At 46.9% G+C, this 16532-nt stretch carries 15 protein-coding genes and 1 other RNA gene; 8 read left to right on the top strand and 8 right to left on the bottom strand.

The features are described from left to right. Nucleotides 1–392 precede the first annotated feature (392 nt). Both ssrA and caiF read right to left on the bottom strand, forming a co-directional pair. Nucleotides 393–757, bottom strand: a transfer-messenger RNA (tmRNA) gene (ssrA, locus tag LPW36_RS06025). Between the two features lie 141 nt (nucleotides 758–898). After that, the gene (gene caiF, locus LPW36_RS06020) at nucleotides 899–1300 is read right to left on the bottom strand and encodes a carnitine metabolism transcriptional regulator CaiF (RefSeq protein ID WP_230608616.1); all 402 of its coding nucleotides are present in this window, start codon (nucleotides 1298–1300) and stop codon (nucleotides 899–901) included. Between the two features lie 471 nt (nucleotides 1301–1771). On the opposite strand from caiF, the gene aes reads away from it, so the two are divergent. Continuing rightward, a complete protein-coding gene (gene aes / locus LPW36_RS06015) occupies nucleotides 1772–2737 on the top strand; it encodes an acetyl esterase (RefSeq protein WP_230608615.1) in 966 nt (321 codons plus the stop codon). A 46-nt stretch (nucleotides 2738–2783) separates the two neighbouring features. Here the strand turns inward: aes and LPW36_RS06010 are convergent, their stop codons facing one another. The 5 genes from LPW36_RS06010 to fixA all read right to left on the bottom strand — a co-directional run bounded on the left by LPW36_RS06010 (nucleotide 2784) and on the right by fixA (nucleotide 7752). Beyond that, a complete protein-coding gene (locus LPW36_RS06010; protein WP_230608614.1) occupies nucleotides 2784–4100 on the bottom strand; it encodes an MFS transporter in 1317 nt (438 codons plus the stop codon). A 295-nt stretch (nucleotides 4101–4395) separates the two neighbouring features. Next, a complete protein-coding gene (locus LPW36_RS06005; RefSeq protein WP_108900065.1) occupies nucleotides 4396–4683 on the bottom strand; it encodes a ferredoxin family protein in 288 nt (95 codons plus the stop codon). Continuing rightward, nucleotides 4680–5969 carry an FAD-dependent oxidoreductase FixC gene (gene fixC, locus LPW36_RS06000; protein WP_230608613.1) on the bottom strand — a complete coding sequence of 430 codons (1290 nt, stop codon included), beginning with the start codon at nucleotides 5967–5969 and terminating at the stop codon, nucleotides 4680–4682. The genes LPW36_RS06005 and fixC overlap by 4 nt, the downstream gene beginning before the upstream one ends. A gap of 55 nt (nucleotides 5970–6024) precedes the next feature. After that, nucleotides 6025–6966: an FAD-binding protein gene (locus LPW36_RS05995; protein ID WP_230608612.1), complete on the bottom strand. Its 942-nt coding sequence runs from the start codon at nucleotides 6964–6966 to the stop codon at nucleotides 6025–6027. A gap of 12 nt (nucleotides 6967–6978) precedes the next feature. Next, the gene (gene fixA / locus LPW36_RS05990) at nucleotides 6979–7752 is read right to left on the bottom strand and encodes a putative electron transfer flavoprotein FixA (protein ID WP_230608611.1); all 774 of its coding nucleotides are present in this window, start codon (nucleotides 7750–7752) and stop codon (nucleotides 6979–6981) included. A gap of 678 nt (nucleotides 7753–8430) precedes the next feature. Between fixA and caiT the strand changes: the two genes are divergently transcribed. The 5 genes from caiT (at nucleotide 8431) to caiD (ending at nucleotide 14995) form a co-directional block, all read left to right on the top strand. Then, nucleotides 8431–9960, top strand: a complete 1530-nt coding sequence (gene caiT / locus LPW36_RS05985) for an L-carnitine/gamma-butyrobetaine antiporter (RefSeq protein WP_230608610.1) — start codon at nucleotides 8431–8433, stop codon at nucleotides 9958–9960. Nucleotides 9961–9994: 34 nt separating this feature from the next. Next, entirely contained in the window at nucleotides 9995–11137 is a 1143-nt protein-coding gene (caiA, locus tag LPW36_RS05980) for a crotonobetainyl-CoA dehydrogenase (protein WP_230608609.1), read from the top strand. An 86-nt stretch (nucleotides 11138–11223) separates the two neighbouring features. Then, the gene (gene caiB, locus LPW36_RS05975; RefSeq protein WP_230608608.1) at nucleotides 11224–12441 is read left to right on the top strand and encodes an L-carnitine CoA-transferase; all 1218 of its coding nucleotides are present in this window, start codon (nucleotides 11224–11226) and stop codon (nucleotides 12439–12441) included. An 81-nt stretch (nucleotides 12442–12522) separates the two neighbouring features. Beyond that, complete coding sequence (gene caiC, locus LPW36_RS05970) at nucleotides 12523–14082, top strand: crotonobetaine/carnitine-CoA ligase (RefSeq protein WP_230608607.1); 1560 nt, start codon at nucleotides 12523–12525, stop codon at nucleotides 14080–14082. 127 nt (nucleotides 14083–14209) lie between these two features. Then, nucleotides 14210–14995, top strand: a complete 786-nt coding sequence (caiD, locus tag LPW36_RS05965; protein ID WP_230608606.1) for a crotonobetainyl-CoA hydratase — start codon at nucleotides 14210–14212, stop codon at nucleotides 14993–14995. Nucleotides 14996–15086: 91 nt separating this feature from the next. Here caiD and smpB read toward each other — a convergent pair whose 3' ends face one another. Further along, the gene (gene smpB / locus LPW36_RS05960) at nucleotides 15087–15569 is read right to left on the bottom strand and encodes an SsrA-binding protein SmpB (RefSeq protein ID WP_140921380.1); all 483 of its coding nucleotides are present in this window, start codon (nucleotides 15567–15569) and stop codon (nucleotides 15087–15089) included. A gap of 238 nt (nucleotides 15570–15807) precedes the next feature. Here smpB and LPW36_RS05955 point away from each other — a divergent pair, with 238 nt between their 5' ends. Together LPW36_RS05955 and LPW36_RS05950 are read left to right on the top strand one after the other, a co-directional pair. Further along, a complete protein-coding gene (locus tag LPW36_RS05955) occupies nucleotides 15808–16242 on the top strand; it encodes an SRPBCC family protein (RefSeq protein ID WP_230608605.1) in 435 nt (144 codons plus the stop codon). Further along, the gene (locus LPW36_RS05950) at nucleotides 16235–16519 is read left to right on the top strand and encodes an RnfH family protein (protein WP_230608604.1); all 285 of its coding nucleotides are present in this window, start codon (nucleotides 16235–16237) and stop codon (nucleotides 16517–16519) included. The genes LPW36_RS05955 and LPW36_RS05950 overlap by 8 nt, the downstream gene beginning before the upstream one ends. Nucleotides 16520–16532 lie beyond the last annotated feature (13 nt).

Raw genomic sequence — 16532 nt, 5'->3', positions numbered from 1 at the left:
TGAGTCACAGCTTCATAAAATGACGTCACAGATAAAAGCCTTACGCCAGAAGGGATAGCGGCAAGTGTGACGCTTGTGACTCGTGTGACACGCTTTTTCAAGAAAGGTGAAAATGTATGAGTGCTAGATGGGGGATGATCAACCGCTGGGGACTAGTTAGAGGGCGGGGAAAAGAACATTTCCTTGCTCTAGTCTAATGAATGATTGTCTCTCAATATGTAATCATCGTTGGCACTCTGTTACTGTATTTAGCTTCCTTGAGTGCCAACCAGAGTGCCATAAATATGCAGATATTACAAGTTCACACAAGACAACCCTAGACAAGAAAAAGCCCGTAAACCAAGGTGGCTACGGGCTTTCAAGACTTTCTTAGACTTCTTTAGAACTTAATGTGGTGGAGCTGGCGGGAGTTGAACCCGCGTCCGAAATTTCTACACCGTCGGTACTACATGCTTAGTCTGGTCTTTACATTCGCCTGGCAGCTGCGGACAGACACGCCACTACCAGACTAGCTTGATTAATTTTAATGCTTCAACCCCAAGCAAGGCATCCACACGATCTCTTTTGGTTTTGACCTCTCTTGATCCCCGTCCTAAGAGCGGAGGCTAGGGAGAGAGGGCTCTGAGCAGGTTATTAAGCTGCTAGTGCGTAGTTTTCGTCGTTTGCGACTATTTTTTTGCGGTTTATTAACGAGGCCTACCGCACCTCGGCATGCACCTTGGGTTTCGCAAATCCCGTCGAATCCAGAATCAGCCCCAAGTTGTTCAGTCGATTATAACAGATTTATCCCTGCACACACCAGCGACTTAACCGTTTGCCGGTTTTATAGGCAGAAGCTTTGAGTAGGAGCCTGACGGAACATTAAGACACTACCGTCAGGCCCATTGGCCGTAGAGAATTATTTGCGTTGCCCTTTAGAGAGCATCCATTGCCATTTTTGTTCGCGGTTCAGTTCCGGAGGGGGAACGCGCATGGATGGGTCTAAACGGGATGTGGGATCGTTTTCAGTTTCATTATTGACGGCATTCTTAATGCGGGTGGTAATTACTTCATCAATATGGCTTACCTGAATCAGGCGCTGACACTGGCAGCCTCGGCCTTCCAACTGATTGGGTACACTTTTGGTTTTGCAGGTTATTTCATCAACCGCAGAAAGAATATAGGAAACGGTATTGATAGCTTTACAGGGCGTCAGCTCGAAGTGCTCCGCAATCTCTGTTGCGCTAATCCAACGACTTTGCTGCATTATCCAGCGAGCAACGGAAAGATATAAAGGTTCTTGAACATACTGTCTGTACATATTCTCACCTATTTCATCAGGACTACTAACCTATAATATTGCCAGCATTTATCTATTTTTTAGTGCAATAAATAGATGTCACGACGATATATTGATATTTAAGTTTTTTATTATCAATCTGTCTGAATATACCTAATCATGCCCCAAAGAACTATGTGTTTTTATGCTATTTTTTATAAAAATATCAATAAATTGATAATGTTAATTCATTGTTTCAATAAGGTATATTCAGCGTAATTTAAAATGATTATTTGTGACATTAAAATAGGGTGGACTACATTTTTTGATCGCCATCATTTATTGAGAAAGAATGGCGGTTTTTTGCTGTTTTAGCACTGGAGTGTAAATCAATTTATCATTCATTATGACTTTTTTATTTTAAATTTCATTATATTACTATTTTTGTGCGGTGGGTCTTAGTTCGGTTTCATATAACGAATAAAATTAATCGATATCTGCCTGGAGGATAAAATGAAGCCGGAAAATAAAATAAATGTTCTTGAGTGTATTTCTGAGGAAATGCGTGATGTATTGCAATTTCAATTACAAAATGCCAAACCTCAATCTGCTAATTCAGATTATGGAACTATTCGCCAAGGTTATATTGACGAGCGTAAATATTGGAATGCTGAAGGGCCGGAAATGGTCAAAACGCAATTGGTAAAAATAACCACTAAATATGGAAAAACCGGGACACGAATATATTATCCACAACACAAAACCCGGGCGACGCTGTTTTATTTACACGGTGGTGGTTTTATTGTGGGTAATCTTGATACTCACGATCGTATTATGCGCCTGCTGGCACACTACACTGGCTGTGCGGTAATAGGAGTCGATTATTCCCTTTCCCCTGAAGCACGCTTTCCGCAGGCTATTGAAGAGACGGTTGCCGTCTGCCAATACTTTCATGTTCAGGCGGTGGATTATCAGTTAAATATGCAACAGATTGGCTTCGCGGGTGATTCCGCTGGTGCGATGTTGTCATTTGCTACCCTTCTGTGGTTACGGGATCGTGGTATTCACTGCGGGCGTGTTGCTGGTGTGCTGCTCTATTATGGACTTTATGGTTTACGGGATTCCATGACCCGCCGCCTGTACGGTGGCAGTTGGGATGGACTAACCCGGAAAGATTTGGAAGAGTATGAGCAAGCCTATCTGGCTAATCAACAGGATAAGGAATCACCTTATTACTGTATATTTAATAACGAATTAACTCATGATATTCCACCTTGCTTTATCGTCGGCGCGGAGTTCGATCCGTTAATTGACGATAGCAGGGCGCTGTATCAAACATTGCGTGAACATCAACAACCTTGTTGCTACCAGATGTATGCCGGAACTCTGCACGCCTTCTTGCACTATTCCCGTATGATGAAGAGTGCCGATCGGGCACTGCGCGACGGTGCGGATTACTTTTGTCGTCATCTGGATTAATCGATCTTTTACAGGTTGCCCGATTGGGCAACCCTCGTAAAAAACCTTAATAAAGTTTCATCTGGCTGGTTTGTTCCAGCGACATGCCGCGAGTTTCCGGTGCCAGTACAACGGATACCAGTAAGCCAAACAGTGAGACGCCAGCGCCAACCAGCATAGTGGCTGAAATGCCGTACTGCTGCATAAACAGCGGCAACCCATAGATGGAAATCATAGTACCAATACGGCTGAGGGACATTGCGGCACCTACCGCTGAGGCACGAATGGATGTGGGGAACAGCTCATTAGGATACAGCCATTGCAGAATCCCGGGGCCGCCAGAGAAGAAAGCATAGGTCGCAAAGGCAATAATAATAAACAGAATGCCGGGTTCAGAAACAAAACCCAGCAGCGCCAGAGCGATAGTCATTATTGTAAAACTGCCAATCAACAGGGGTCTGCGTCCAATACTGTTCAGCCAGTACATGGCCGGAAGGCAGCCAAGCATGAAAAACAGGCTGATGACCACATTGCCTAATACGGCATCTTTTCCTTCGCTAAGGCCCAGTTGAGTAATGATTTGTGGGCCAAAGGTATAAATGGCAAACATCGGGATCACCTGACAGGTCCAGATAATGGCGACAAACAGTAGCGAAGTGAAATGGCGGCGGGTAAAAATCTGGCGGTAGCGGGTTTCTGGCTCCTGTTCCTCTTCGAAAACTACGTGCTCACCAAACAGTTTAAACATCAGTTCCCGGCACTCTTTTACCCGACCTTTGCGTATCAGCCAGCGGGGCGATTCCGGTAGTTCAAAGCGCCCTAACAAAATGACAATGCAGGGAATAACCGCACTACCCAACATCCAGCGCCAGCCGTTTTCCATGTCGTAGAGTAAATAACCTACCAGATCGGCAGCCGTCGCCCCGATGTACCACATAGCGGCAATAAATCCCATGGTAAAGGCTCGCTGCTTAGTACTGGAAAATTCCGCAATCATTGAGGTGGCGATGGGGTAGTCAGCCCCAATCACAATGCCAATAAGAAAGCGCATTATCACCAGTTCCAGCGGGGATGAGACAAACATGGTAGCCACGGAAATTAAACCGATGGCCAGAATATCAATCAAAAACATCAGGCGGCGGCCAACCAGATCGGCAATATAGCCGAACAGGGCAGTACCAATAAACAGACCAACCAGCGTAGCGGCACCGATTAAGCCTATCCAGTTAGCGTCCAGTTTTAAAACCGGGGTAAGTTGTTCCAGTGAAATACCGATGATGACCAGAACATAGCCATCAAGAAAAGGGCCTCCGCTACCCCACAACATAATTTTGCGGTGTATCGGTGAAAAACTTATGTCATCGAATTTTTTATATTGTTCCATAAAATATCAGGCCATTTTGTTATGCGTTTTAGTATGTACTGATAACTAAAAGGCTATTGAGATTGATGATGCCTTAAGATGCTAATCGTTGGGAGAGTCGGGCGCTGGGGCGATCTGGCGTAGGCCAATGCTCTCCGGTGTTAAGTACAAATGGTCTTCCGACCTGGCAGTACGTTGATTGAAGCAGAATGCTTTTACGGCCAGAATCTCCTCTGAAACTCATCAAAACCTAGCGTTATTCATCCCTTATGTTTAAGGAGCGGAAATAGATGGAGTATCTATTTCCGCATTGGCCTTAACCGTAACGATATTCAACCCCAAAGGTACCGCGCGGGTAGGTCCACTCTTCCAAAACGGAATGGCGACATAGAATGCGACAGGTTCCGCATTCCAGACAACCGGCATAGTCAAAACGAATAGAGCCATCTTCCAGTTGCTTATACAGCCCTGCCGGGCAGGCAAGCGTCAGAGTACGAAATGCCGCCATATCGGGATGTTCGCGAATAATGATATGGGGATGCCCCTCATCCACATGAAACTTATTAATACCCAGTTTCACGTCAATATTGACTGGTTCACTCATAGCGCAGTTACTCCTTTAATTCCGTCCTTAAGCAGATTCAGATAGCCGACCTGTTTTCCATGACGCATGATTTTTTTGCGTAACGGTTGCGGAGGCTGTCCGTCAATGGTGAACAGATCCGCCATAATGTTGGCGGCCATTTGCGGGTACTGGGTGAACATACGTGGGTTATCCATCATGGCTGGCACTTTGCGGTAGTGGCGTAGATCCTGCATGACCGACAGGTTTTCCAGATGTTGGGTATAGCTGCTTAAACCCTGAGCACTGAAGTCGTTTTTGGCTTTGGCATCCAGTACCGCACGGGCTGCGGCTTCGCCGGAGGCAATGGCCAAATCCATACCGCGAATGGTAAAGCCAAGGTTGAGGCACATTCCGGCAGTATCACCGGCGATCAGAACGCCATCACCAATCAGTTTTGGCATCATATTGATACCGGCTTCTGGTACTACATGGGCGGCATATTCAATGGTTTTGCCACCGGCAATGAGCGGTCGTACCGCCGGATGATGTTTAAAATCTTCCAGCATTTGCGGTACGGATTTATTTGCCTGTTCAATGTGGAGCAAACCATATACCAGCCCCAGAGAGAGAGTATTGCGGTTGGTATACAGAAAACCGCCACCCATTTGACCATCGGAAGGGGTACCGGCAAACAGCCAGGCGGCACCCTGATTACTTTCTAAACTAAAGCGTGCTTCTAACAGATCCTGCGGTAGTTCAATCAGCTCTTTAACACCTATGGCAACGGAAGCAGGAGATACCGGCTTCGCCATCCCGATTTGTTCGGCCAAAATAGCGTTAACCCCTTCAGCCAGAATGACGGTATGGGCTTCCAGCACGTCGCCATCTGCTTCAACGCCAATAACTTTACCGTCACGCTGAACCAGTTTATCGACGCGGATACCACAGATGAACTGTGCACCGGCTTCTTCAGCCTGAGCCATTAGCCAGGGATCAAATTGAGCACGCAGTATGGAGTAGGAGTCTTTTAACGGGGTGGCATCACCGGAACGGTGGTAATCAAGGGTTACGGCACTGTCGTCGGTAAGAAATGAGATCTTCTCATGGGTAATGCGACGCTCAACGGGAGCCTGTTCGGCAAAGCCGGGAATAATGCGCTCCAGGCTATGGGTATACAGCCGACCGCCGGTAACGTTTTTGGCACCGGCATAATTGCCACGCTCAATAACTAATACGTTAGCACCTTCGCGTGCCAGCACCAGAGCACAAACGCAGCCAGCCAACCCTGCACCTACAATAATGGTATCAAAGATATCTTCGGACATAATGTCTCCAGGTAGACGATAAAAGGGCGCAGCGCGGAAGGGCTGCGCCGTTTCGTTAACGTTTTAACGCCTCAGTTAGCGCAGGAACGATCTTCATCAGATCGCCAACCAGTCCATAATCGGCATACTGGAATATCGGTGCGTTTTTATCTTTGTTGATTGCCATGATGATTTGAGCGCCATTAGCACCAACCATGTGCTGGATTTGACCGGAGATGCCCAGCGCCAGATAGAGCTCTGGCTTGATCATAATGCCGGAGATACCCACATAGCGCTCCCGCTCCATCCACTTTTCGTTTTCCGCCACCGGACGCGAACAGCCCAGTTCGGCGCCTATTGCATTGCTGAGGGCTTCGGCAATGGAGATATTCACCTGATTACCGATACCACGGCCCACGCTAACCACCAGTCGTGCTTTACCCAGGTCAACGCTGTTATTTTGTTTAACCTTACGGGATACACAAACAATGGGGTTTTTTGGTGCAATGAACTCCAGCGGAGTAGCGCTTCCATTGCGGGTCGCGTCTTCCTGCGCGGCTTCAAATACACCGCTGTTCAGTGTGGTTACCGCATAAGGCGTAGTAACTTGCTCTTTACCGAATGCCAGTCCGCCATACACCATGTGGGTTGCCACTAAGTGCCCATCTTGTAAAACCAGTTCATTGGCATCATTGACCACACCGGCCGCAAGGCGGGCACCCAGTCGTGCCGCCAGCGCTTTGCAGCGTCGGGTGGCGGGTAACAGCACCAGAGCGCTGGGGCCGTGATTCTTAATGGTATGTACCAGCGTGTCCGCATAATCCTCGATAATACGAGCGGCAGGGATGGTTCCTACATCATAAGCGGCGGCGGCTCCAAGGCGGAAAGCCTGAGCCGACTGCTCGCTACCCTGAACAATCACACGGATATCTTCACCAAGCTGGCGGGCGGCACCCATCAGTTCCGGCAGGCGGGATGTCGCATCGCTAAATACCCAAACAGTTGAAAATTTGCTCATGTCATCCCCTCATTAACCGATTACTTTACGCAGGTGTTCTGCAAATTCGGCGATTTGATCTTCGCCATCGCCTTCAATGATCACGCGGGCACGCGCTTTCTGTTGAGGAGCCAGTACGCTGAGTAAGGTGGTGTAAGAACCTACATTATTCAGCCCTAAATCTGCCGATTGCCATGCCTGTACCGGTTTTTTAGCCGCGCCAAGAATAGCCTTCATGGAAGGAATTTGTGGAGCGTTAATATCGGTAGAGACGGCAACCACCGCAGGCAGATTAAGGGTTAAGGTTTCCACTTCATCTTCCAGAGTGCGCTCCACCTGAATTTGTGTATCGGAAAGGCTGATAATGCGGCTAACGCCATTAATGGCGCTAACGCCCAGTGCTTCACCCAGTAACAGGCCAACCTGCTGGGCATAAAGGTCGGCAGAGCCATCACCGCACAGGATCAGATCAAAGCCAGATTTTTGCGCTGCCGCAGCCAGAATGGCCGCCGTTTGATGAGGAAGTGCATTCTCCAGCCCCGGTTCAGAGACAACAATCAGCTCATCCGGGCCGCGTGATAGTACGTCTTTACGCCTTTTAGGGTTTGCCAGCGCTTCACCACCGGTGCTCATGGCAACAATATGAATATCGCCATTTTGCTGCTTTAGTGCACAGGCAGCTTCAATGGCGTTAAGGTCGAATTGGCTGATTTTTGCATCTGTTTTACTGAGGTTCAGTGTGCCATCACCGTTAACGGTAATATCCTGCTCCTCGGGAATGAGTTTATAGCATGCAATTATTTTCATCACTTCTCCGATTAGACAATATAATTTTCAATATTGTGAAGTATTTCCAAAATTAGAAACTAAATACAATTTAAGGAAAATATAATATAACGGCATGTTAGCGGCCGTTTAAAAATTTGTGTGGTTATTAACGGTAAAATAGTTCACCTGATTTAATATGATTAATTAATATTCTATTTATCCATTCCTCAACATCAAATTATCCTGATAGCAATAGAAATACCATGATTCATCTGGTCAAAATAATACGTAGATCACCAATATTGAAAGTGTCATCTCTGTGGCTAACTCTTTTTTAGTAGATGATTTGTTTTTTATTTTATTGATTTTAAATGATATTTATTGATTTTAAATAGAGTGGTATTGCTTTGACTCATCCAGAGCACGGCGAGATCAGGGACATAACTTGATTAAGATCACGGATTATTCACGGCTCAAATTTCATTATAAACCTCATATTAATTAGCTGGGTTTTTTACATTAAGGAATATGCTCTGAATTATGTTTATATATTAAATGTGTTGTAATTTGGTTTCTTAATTCTGAAGTTTAAATAAAAAGATAATTTTCTTTCAGGGTGTGTTCACCTGTTTACGGTGACATGGATAGTTTCTGTTTAGAAACATAGCTCTCAATATTGCCATTGTGAGGAGAATATTTTATGGGGCAGATACAAAAATGAAAACTGAAAATGAAGCAGGTAAAAAGAAAACGGGAATAGAACCAAAAGTCTTTTTTCCTTCACTGATTATTGTAGCCATACTTTGCTATCTGACGGTTCGCGATCTGGAAGCGTCAAACGCAGTTATTAATTCGGTATTTAATTACATCACCTATGAATGGGGATGGGCGTTTGAATGGTACATGGTAGTGATGTTTGGCGGTTGGTTCTGGCTGATTTTTGGGCCATTCGCTCATCGCACTTTAGGGGATGAAAAACCGGAATTTAGTACGTTGAGCTGGATTTTTATGATGTTCGCTTCCTGCACCTCTGCCGCGGTACTGTTCTGGGGTTCTATTGAGATTTATTACTACGTATCCTCCCCGCCGTTTGGTCTGGAACCGTTCTCTACTCCGGCTAAAGAGTTAGGTCTGGCTTATAGCCTGTTCCACTGGGGGCCGTTGCCGTGGGCAACTTATAGCTTCCTGGCGGTGGCGTTTGGCTATTTCATGTTTGTACGAAAAATCAATGTGATGCGCCCAAGCGGCACCTTAGTACCGCTGCTGGGAGAAAAACGCTGTAAAGGGTTTATCGGTACCATGGTGGATAACCTTTACTTAGTGGCGCTGATTCTGGCGATGGGTACCAGCCTCGGCCTGGCAACACCGCTGGTAACCGAATGTATTCAGTATCTGTTTGGTATTCCGCATACGCTGGAACTGGATGCGTTAATCATTGGCTGCTGGATTATATTTAACGCCGTTTGCGTTGCGTTTGGTCTGCAGAAAGGGATCAAGATTGCCAGCGATGTGCGCAACTATCTGAGCATTATCATTCTGGCCTGGGTATTTATCATTGGTGCAACCAGCTTTACGGTGAACTATTTCACCGATTCGGTTGGGGTGCTGCTGATGAACGTTGGCCGCATGCTGTTTTATACTGATGCCATTAGCAAAAGTGGGTTCCCGCAGGGCTGGACGGTATTCTACTGGGCGTGGTGGATTGTTTACGGCATCCAGATGTGTATCTTCCTGGCGCGTATATCTAAAGGACGTAGTGTACGTCAACTGTGCCTGGGAATGGTTGGCGGCCTGACGGCATCAACCTGGCTGCTGTGGACCATTCTGGGTAGTAACACCCTGTCTCTGATTAATAATCAAATCATCAATATTCCACAAATCATCGAACAGCACGGTGTAGCAAGGGCCATTATTCAAACCTGGGCTGCATTGCCGTTAAGCACAGTCACCATGTGGGCCTTCTTTATTCTCTGCTTTATCGCCACGGTAACCCTGATTAACGCCTGTTCATACACGCTGGCCATGTCGACCTGTAAAGAAGCCAATGGCTACGATGAGCCACCGGTTTGGGTGCGCGTGGGCTGGTCGGTGCTGGTTGGCATTATCGGCATCATCCTGCTGGCATTAGGTGGCCTTAAGCCGATTCAGACAGCGATTATTGCCGGAGGATGTCCCCTGTTCTTCGTCAACATAATGATAACCATCTCTTTCCTGAAAGACGCCAAAGCGACTCACTGGAAATACTGATCTTTTAACACAGAAAACAGAAGAGGCCTTACCTATGGATTTTACATTGACCGATGAACAGGAACTGTTTGTTGCCGGTATTCGAGATTTGATGGCGCAGGAAAACTGGGAAGCCTACTTTGCCGAATGCGACCGTAACAGTGAATATCCTGAACGTTTTGTCAGAGCGTTGGCAGAAATGGGGCTTGATAGCCTGCTGCTGTCGGAAGAACACGGTGGTTTGGATGCGGGTTTTGTTACGCTGGCGGCGGTTTGGGCTGAGTTAGGGCGCTTAGGTGCACCGACTTATGTTCTGTATCAATTGCCGGGTGGCTTTAATACCGTTCTGCGTGAAGGTACCCAGGAACAAATCGATAAGATTATGGCGTTTCAGGGTACCGGTAAACAAATGTGGAACTCAGCCATTACCGAGCCGGGAGCCGGTTCTGACGTAGGCAGCCTGCAAACGAACTACACCCGCAAGAATGGCAAAGTGTACCTCAACGGTAGCAAGTGCTTTATCACCAGTAGCGCCTACACCCCTTATATTGTGGTAATGGCTCGGGATGCGGCCTCACCGGATAAACCAATTTACTCCGAATGGTTTGTTGATATGAGCAAGCCGGGCGTTAAAGCTTCCAAGCTGGAAAAGCTGGGGCTGAGAATGGATAGCTGCTGCGAAATCGTATTCGATAACGTTGAGCTGGAAGAGAAGGATATGTTTGGCCGTGAAGGCAATGGTTTTAACCGGGTGAAGGAAGAGTTCGACCATGAACGTTTTATTGTGGCTTTAACCAACTACGGTACTGCTTACTGCGCCTATGAAGATGCGGCTAAGTACGCTAACCAGCGGGTACAGTTTGGTGAAACCATTGGTCGCTTTCAACTGATTCAGGAAAAGTTCGCCCATATGGCAATCAAACTGAACGCCATGAAAAACATGCTGTTTGAATCAGCCTGGAAAAGTGATAACGGCCTGATGACCTCTGGTGATGCGGCAATGTGTAAATTCTATTGTGCTAATGCTGCTTTTGATGTGGTGGATTCCGCCATGCAGGTACTGGGGGGGATTGGTATTGCCGGAGACCATCGGGTAACGCGTTTCTGGCGTGATCTGCGGGTTGACCGTATTTCCGGTGGTTCTGATGAAATGCAGATTCTGACTCTGGGTCGTGCTGAACTGAAAAAGTATCGTTAATCACTCTCACCAGACAACGGGAATGCTTTGGTGGCATCTTGACCTGAAGTATTCCTGAACTGGTGCTATACAAAAGGCTAATAATTATGTCTGAACGGTTATCCATGCCCACATTCGGTCCACTTTCCGGTTTACGGGTAGTTTTTTCCGGAATTGAGATCGCCGGTCCCTTTGCCGGACAAATGTTTGCCGAGTGGGGGGCTGAAGTTATCTGGATCGAAAACGTCACTTACGGCGATACCATTCGTATTCAACCTAATTACCCTCAGCTCTCAAGGCGTAACCTGCATGCGCTGTCGCTGAATATCTTTAAAGATGAAGGGCGGGAAGCTTTTCTGAAACTTATTGAAACCACCGATATTTTTATTGAAGCCAGTAAAGGGCCCGCTTTTGCCCGTCGCGGCATTACGGATGAAGTGCTGTGGGAACACAATGAAAAGCTGGTGATTGCTCACCTCTCTGGTTTTGGTCAGTACGGTACCCCGGAATACACCAATCTTGCTGCTTATAACACCATTGCACAGGCTTTTAGCGGCTATCTGATTCAAAATGGTGATAAAGATCAACCGATGCCAGCTTTCCCTTATACGGCGGACTATTTCTCCGGTATGACGGTAACCACGGCAACATTGGCGGCATTGCATAAGGTGCGCGAGACCGGTGTGGGTGAAAGTATCGACGTGGCAATGTATGAAGTAATGTTGCGTATGGGTCAGTACTTCATGATGGACTACTTTAACGGCGGTGAAATCTGCCCGCGTATGACCAAAGGTAAAGATCCGTATTATACCGGCTGTGGTCTGTATAAATGTCAGGATGGCTACATTGTTATGGAGCTGGTGGGGGTAAATCAGATTCAGGAAATGTTTAAGGATATGGGTATCGATTACCTGTGGGGAACAACTGAAATTCCGGAAGATACTCAATTGATACATCGTATTGAGTGCCCCAAAGGCCAGTTTGTTGAAGATAAACTGGATGAGTATCTGGCGGAAAGGCCGATTGCTCAGGTGCTGGCCCGTTTTGCCGAGCTGAAGATAGCATCGACTAAAGTACTTACCATTCCCGAGCTGGAAGGCAATCCGCAGTATGTTGCCCGTGAGTCTATTACCCACTGGCAAACCATTGATGGTCAGGACTGTAAAGGGCCAAACGTCATGCCTAAGTTTAAGAATAATCCGGGGCAAATTTGGCGCGGTATGCCAACTCTGGGAATGGATACTGCCGCCATTTTAGCCAACGTTGGCTACAGTGAGGCAGACATTCAGCAACTGGTAACTAAAGGTCTGGCCAAGGTGGGGTAACCGCTTTAGTTATTGATTAAATAATATTTTTGCCGTCATTGCACCCCCGCCAACCGTGCAGCAATATTGGGTAGGTATGGAATGGATATAGTAGGTAGACAAGATTTACGTCAAATGTGGGACGACCTTGCAGAACTGCACGGCGATAAAACTGCCTTGATTGTAGAGAATCTTCAGGGATTGGCGTTGGAATATAGCTACCGGGAATTGAATGAAGAGATTAATCGTACCGCTAATCTTTTTCATTCGCTGGGGGTCGCTAAAGGTAACAGGATAGCCCTGCATCTCAATAATTGTGCTGAGTTTTTCTTTTGCTGGTTTGGTTTGGCGAAAATCGGCGCGGTAATGGTGCCGGTTAACGCCAATCTGCTGAAAAATGAGAGCGCCTATATCATTAATCAGTGCGAAGCTACGATGGTGGTAACCAGTCGGGAGTTTTTTGCTATGTATCAGGCGCTTCAGCAAGAGGCGCTGGCACCAATACAGCGGCTGATGTTGATCGATCCGGTAGTAGAAGATGGGCCTTTATCCGGTGTGCTGGATTTTCATCATCTGAAACGGCTGCAACCTCTCCATTTGATGCATTGGGAAGATCTCGATGTTGAAGATACGGCGGAAATATTGTTTACCTCTGGCACCACATCGCGCCCCAAGGGGGTGGTGATCACTCACTATAATCTGAGGTTTGCTGGTTATTATACCTCCTGGCAGTGTGCCCTGCGTCAGGATGATGTTTATCTGACACCAATGCCTGCCTTTCATATCGACTGCCAGTGTACCGCGGCGATGGCGGCCTTTTCGGCCGGAGCGACCTTTGTGCTGTTGGAGAAATTCAGTGCGCGTACTTTTTGGTCACAGGTATGTAAATACCGGGCGACGGTGACTGAATGCATACCGCTGATGATCAAAACCATGATGATGCAACCACAGATGCCTTGGGAAAAGCGGCACTGCCTGCGTGAAGTGCTGTTCTATCTCAATATCTCCGATCGGGAAAAAGATGCTTTTGTGCAGCGTTTTGGCGTTCGGTTATTCACTTCTTATGGTATGACCGAAACCATTGTCGGTGCCATTGGCGATCGCCCCGGAGATAAACGTCGTTGGCCATCGATTGGCCGCGCCGGATTTGGCTATGAAATAGAAATTCGCGATCGGGATGGTACAAGGCTGGAAGCCAATGTCACCGGAGAAATTTGTATTAAAGGCATCCCCGGCAAAACCCTGTTTAAAGAGTACTACCGCATGCCAGAAGAGACCGCTAAAGCACTGAGTGCCGATGGCTGGTTACGCACCGGTGATTACGGCTATGTGGATAACGAAGGTTTCTTCTACTTTGTTGAACGTAGCTGCAACATGATAAAACGCAGTGGTGAAAATATCTCCTGTGTCGAACTGGAAAATATTATTTCTACCCACCCAAAAATCATGGATGTCACGGTAATTGGCCTGAAGGACTCGATTCGGGATGAGGCGATTAAAGCTTTTGTGGTGCTCAATGAAGGGGAAACCATAACCGAAGAGGAGTTCTTCTCATTTTGCGAAAACCATATGGCCAAATTTAAAGTGCCATCCTTTCTGGAAATCAGGAAGAACTTACCAAGAAGCTGCTCGGGAAAAATTATTAAAAAAGGTCTGCACTGAGTTTGTTGAAGAAATCATAAACAGAGCGCTGATACGACATCAGTATTTATCCTGATGCCGTAGTGGTTTACCGCGCTCCATTATCAGCTCAGTGAGGTTATTAATTGCCAGTCAATGGAGTATTAATATGAGCGAATCGTTACACGTAAGCCGGAATGGTCACATTCTGGAGATTATTTTAGACAGACCCAAAGCCAACGCCATCGATGCTAAAACCAGCTTTGAAATGGGTGACGTATTTATTAAGTTTCGTGACGATCCCGAGTTACGGGTGGCAATTATTGTCGGTGCCGGAGAGCGTTTCTTCTCTGCCGGTTGGGACTTAAAAGCCGCCGCAGAAGGGGAGGCCCCTGATGCCGATTTCGGCCCGGGCGGGTTTGCCGGACTGACGGAGCTTTTCAATCTGGATAAACCGGTGATTGCGGCCGTAAACGGTTATGCTTTTGGTGGCGGTTTTGAACTGGCGCTGGCAGCGGATATGATCGTTTGTTCTCAAAACGCCAGTTTCTCTGTACCGGAAACTAAGCTGGGTATCGTACCCGACAGCGGCGGTATGCTGCGCCTGCCGAAAATACTGCCGCCAGCCATCGCTAACGAAATGATGATGACCGGACGTCAGATGAATGCTGAAGAGGCTTTGCGTTGGGGGATTGTGAATCGGGTGGTGGAAAGCGGACAGTTAATGGAAGCCGCTCGTGAACTGGCGCATCAACTGGCTCTCAGTGCTCCATTGGCCGTGGCGGCAATTAAGGAAATCTATCGCGAAACCGGCGAAATGTCGGTGGAAGAGGGCTATCGCCATATTCGTAGTGGTAAGCTAAAAAATTACCCGTCTGTTCTTCATTCAGAAGACGCGCTGGAAGGGCCAAAAGCCTTTGCGGAGAAACGCGATCCGGTATGGAAAGGGAAGTAAAGCCAGAGGTCAGAAAGTGATTTACCAACAGGATATGCGTTTTATGCTTATCCTGTTGGGGAAAGCAGCCTTGACAGAAAGTCGCCAACCCTTAGCGGTTGGCGTTCTTCATAATCCGCGCTTTATTTAACTGCCATTCGCGGTCTTTAATATCGGTGCGCTTATCGTGCAGCTGTTTACCTTTTGCCACGCCGATTTTGATTTTACTCCAGGCGTTTTTCCAGTACATGGAAAGGGCAACAATGGTGTAACCATCGCGATTTGCCAGGCCAAACAGCTTATCAAGTTCCCTTCTGTTTAACAGAAGTTTACGGGTACGGGTTGGGTCACAAACAATATGTGATGAGGCAACGTTAAGTGGAATAATAGTGGCGCCAAACAGATAGGCTTCACCATCGCGGAATACCACATAACTATCGCTGATATTTGCTTTGCCCGCACGCATGGATTTTACTTCCCAGCCTTGCAGGGCTAAACCCGCCTCGATCTCTTCTTCAATGAAGTATTCGTGGCGTGCTCGTTTGTTCATCGCAATGGTTGCGGAACCGGGTTTGTATGCTTTTTTCTTTGTCATAATGTTTTTATTATACTTAATGCTGATTTGAAAGATATCCCCTAAGCCCTTTGCTCAGGTAATTTTCTTTCATCAGGTTTCATTATATCGGTGTATTTACCGGATGGTTGGCTGTAGTTTACTTTTTTGCAGGAAAAAGAGACGAGTGATAAGGCTTTTGGTCACAATCCGGTTAGATGGTATGATTTGCGCCGTTTAAATCTTTCTCGCTTTTCAGACCCATTGATTAGGAAATGTTATGCAGCGTATCAAACGTTCGGCACTGGTCAACTATAGCGCCGGGCAAATGTATAAACTGGCTAACGATGTTCTTTCTTACCCGAAGTTTTTACCGGGTTGTGTGAGCAGTCGCATACTTGAGCAAACGGAAAATACCATGACGGCATCCATTGATGTTGCAAAAGTGGGAATTCGTAAAACCTTTACCACCAGTAACCAAATGGTAGAAAACGCCATCATTGATATGAAACTGGTGGATGGACCGTTTCGTTCTCTGCAAGGCGGTTGGTTGTTTACCCCCTTGGGTGAGGATGCCTGTCGCATTGAGTTTAATCTTGAGTTTGAATTTAGCAGCAAGCTGATTGAAATCGCCTTTGGCCGAATTTTTCAGGATTTAGCACAAAATATGGTGCAGGCATTCACCCGTCGGGCGAAAGAGGTGTACGGTGCCTGATATCCATATTGAAGTGGTCTATGCCTTACCGGAACAGCAATACGTTAAAAATTTAACGGTGGCGGAAGGGAGTAGCATAGAGCAGGCTATTATTGCCTCCGGCATTTTGGAAATGCGTAAAGAGATCGACCTGAAAGTTAATAAGGTAGGTATTTTTAGCCGCGGAGCCAAATTAAGCGATCCGATTCATGATGGTGACCGGGTAGAAATTTATCGCCCATTGATTGCCGATCCTAAAGAGTTGCGTCGGATGCGGGCGGAGCGGGCAAAAAAATAAGACGCCAAATGGC

Origin of the sequence: Limnobaculum eriocheiris (genome assembly GCF_021010575.1) — a bacterium.
Lineage (GTDB): Bacteria > Pseudomonadota > Gammaproteobacteria > Enterobacterales > Enterobacteriaceae > Limnobaculum > Limnobaculum eriocheiris.
Note: the sequence above shows the minus strand (reverse complement) of the source record. Positions and strands in the feature narration are given on the sequence as shown.

Bases quoted from the DNA above. Each gene is read 5' to 3' on its own strand.
- fixC (WP_230608613.1), bottom strand. From the start codon at position 5,969: ATGTCCGAAGATATCTTTGATACCATTATTGTAGGTGCAGGGTTGGCT.
- caiA (WP_230608609.1), top strand. From the start codon at position 9,995: ATGGATTTTACATTGACCGATGAACAGGAACTGTTTGTTGCCGGTATT.
- caiC (WP_230608607.1), top strand. From the start codon at position 12,523: ATGGATATAGTAGGTAGACAAGATTTACGTCAAATGTGGGACGACCTT.
- LPW36_RS06010 (WP_230608614.1), bottom strand. From the start codon at position 4,100: ATGGAACAATATAAAAAATTCGATGACATAAGTTTTTCACCGATACAC.
- LPW36_RS06005 (WP_108900065.1), bottom strand. From the start codon at position 4,683: ATGAGTGAACCAGTCAATATTGACGTGAAACTGGGTATTAATAAGTTT.
- aes (WP_230608615.1), top strand. From the start codon at position 1,772: ATGAAGCCGGAAAATAAAATAAATGTTCTTGAGTGTATTTCTGAGGAA.
- smpB (WP_140921380.1), bottom strand. From the start codon at position 15,569: ATGACAAAGAAAAAAGCATACAAACCCGGTTCCGCAACCATTGCGATG.
- caiF (WP_230608616.1), bottom strand. From the start codon at position 1,300: ATGTACAGACAGTATGTTCAAGAACCTTTATATCTTTCCGTTGCTCGC.
- caiT (WP_230608610.1), top strand. From the start codon at position 8,431: ATGAAAACTGAAAATGAAGCAGGTAAAAAGAAAACGGGAATAGAACCA.
- LPW36_RS05955 (WP_230608605.1), top strand. From the start codon at position 15,808: ATGCAGCGTATCAAACGTTCGGCACTGGTCAACTATAGCGCCGGGCAA.
- caiD (WP_230608606.1), top strand. From the start codon at position 14,210: ATGAGCGAATCGTTACACGTAAGCCGGAATGGTCACATTCTGGAGATT.
- caiB (WP_230608608.1), top strand. From the start codon at position 11,224: ATGTCTGAACGGTTATCCATGCCCACATTCGGTCCACTTTCCGGTTTA.
- fixA (WP_230608611.1), bottom strand. From the start codon at position 7,752: ATGAAAATAATTGCATGCTATAAACTCATTCCCGAGGAGCAGGATATT.
- LPW36_RS05995 (WP_230608612.1), bottom strand. From the start codon at position 6,966: ATGAGCAAATTTTCAACTGTTTGGGTATTTAGCGATGCGACATCCCGC.